At 62.7% G+C, this 1,817-nt stretch carries 2 protein-coding genes; one reads left to right on the plus strand and one right to left on the minus strand.

What is annotated here, in order from left to right; translation table 11 throughout:
* Positions 1-138 precede the first annotated feature (138 nt).
* Positions 139-576, minus strand: a complete 438-nt coding sequence (locus GH737_RS14635; protein WP_155265495.1) for a helix-turn-helix domain-containing protein — start codon at positions 574-576, stop codon at positions 139-141.
* A gap of 318 nt (positions 577-894) precedes the next feature.
* On the opposite strand from GH737_RS14635, the gene GH737_RS14640 reads away from it, so the two are divergent.
* Positions 895-1,362: a winged helix DNA-binding protein gene (locus tag GH737_RS14640; RefSeq protein WP_155265496.1), complete on the plus strand. Its 468-nt coding sequence runs from the start codon at positions 895-897 to the stop codon at positions 1,360-1,362.
* Positions 1,363-1,817 lie beyond the last annotated feature (455 nt).

The raw sequence follows: 1,817 nt of genomic DNA on the forward strand, positions 1-1,817 counted from the left end.
CGCCGGCTGCGGCTCGGGCTCCGGGCCGGCGAACGCGCTGGTCGTGACCATGACCGAGGCCGCTTCGAGCGGGGCGCCGCGAGCAGCCGCGGTCCTTCTCCTGGTGGCGCCCGACTGAATCGGGGGTCTCGGCGAAGACTAGAGCGCGGCCGTTCCGCCCGAGAGATGCTGAAGATAGGCGCGCATCCTTTCGAGGCCCTTGTCCGAAAGCTCGATCCAGATCCGTCGGCCGTCGAGCGGATCGTCCTTGCGAAAGAGAAGCTGCTCCTGCTCGAGCTTGTCGATCCAGCGCAATGCGGTTGTGCCCGGAACGCCCGCCGCATGGCTGAGCTTCGAAACGGAAATGCGCAGATCCTCGCACTTCAGCGCGTAAAGCTCGAGCAGCATGTCCCATGCCGGATCGGCGAAGAGCTGCTCGTTGAAGAATTTCCGCCGGGCCGCCCGCGCCTTGACAATCTCCCTGACGCGCTGCGGTGAAGTGAGCGGGGCAGGAGCGGCGCCTGCCGCCACGTCATTCACGCTGCAGCGGTCGCGGAGCAGGACCGGTTGCTCGCCTGCTGCTGATTCATTCTCCATTTGTCCTGATCCCTCAACAGCACGGCCGAGCGCGTGCAAGTTGGTCCGAAATGGTTAACGAAAGCCTTCGACAGCAGACCCATGGACGTTGAAAATGACTGCCTTTTGCGCCCGCGCCTGAGTTGAACATGGTCATGCGTAACCACTACGACGACACGCCGCCTCGGGCGGAGATCGTTCGTTTCTGCTGCAAAACCGCTGGCCTCTCCGATTGAATTCAGCCGCTCCAATCCGGCGATCACTCCGCATCGGACGCTTATTTCATGGAATTGGAACGCAGTACCTCCAAATTGGCGAGCAAGATCAGGAGAAGGACCCATGAACCAGCCCGCATTGTGGAGAGAGTCAAGCGTTGAACAGCAGATTGCACGACTGGAGCAAGGAATCGGAGAACTGAAGCAACGGGTCGCGAGCGCGCGCTACGAGGCGGCGCTTCACGAGGAAGTACGCGAAGCGGAAGTGCGGGCCATCCTCGCGGAGCGGCGCACGCGCGAGGCGATCCTCGGCGATGAGCTGTTTGCGGATCCCGCCTGGGACATGCTGCTGGAACTCTACGCGTCTCATCTGGGAAGGCATATCGTGTCGACGTCGGAGCTGGTCGCCGCGTCGGCCGTGCCCGCGACAACGGCGCTGAGATGGATCGAAAAGCTCGACAGCGTCGGTCTTGCGCGGCGTATCGCCGACCCCAGCGACCGTCGCCGAGTGCTGGTCGAGCTCTCCGACGAGGGACTGGCCAAAATGCGGTCCTATTTCGCGGCAGTTCGTTCGGGCAGTTCGCCGAGCTGAGGCGAAAGCCGGCCAGCGCCGATGGAAGGCATTGCTGCGGCGAAATGCTGCCCGGTTCGAGCGCCGGGACAACGCGGCCGTCGGTTCGCGCCACAGGATGGGTTCGCGGCATTCATCCGTGGTTCGATCCGGTTGCCTGACGCGGCGCCGGGGAACGTTCATATCTTTGCGGCCAGGCGGACGCGATGGCGCAAGTCCCTGACGGAAATCGCAGGCGAGGAATTGTTTCATCCGGACCGGATCGTTCCTGTCGTCCATTGTCTTGAAACCTTATGCTATGATCATTGTTGTGACTGAATCTTGCGGGGGCAGATTCCCGCAGCGCCAGGGGAGAAGGCAAATGGCTGTCTCGCGTCGCCGTGGAGCAATCGGCGTATTGATCGCCGGATCGATGTTCTTCAGCTCAACGGCAGCGGTCGCTGCGACGGCGAGCACGCCGGCATATAATCCGGACC

Source organism: Sphingomonas segetis, from assembly GCF_009720245.1.
Classification (GTDB): domain Bacteria; phylum Pseudomonadota; class Alphaproteobacteria; order Sphingomonadales; family Sphingomonadaceae; genus Sphingomicrobium; species Sphingomicrobium segetis.

Coding starts and splice junctions, on each gene's coding strand:
- GH737_RS14640 (WP_155265496.1), top strand. CDS start 895: ATGAACCAGCCCGCATTGTGGAGAGAGTCAAGCGTTGAACAGCAGATT.
- GH737_RS14635 (WP_155265495.1), bottom strand. CDS start 576: ATGGAGAATGAATCAGCAGCAGGCGAGCAACCGGTCCTGCTCCGCGAC.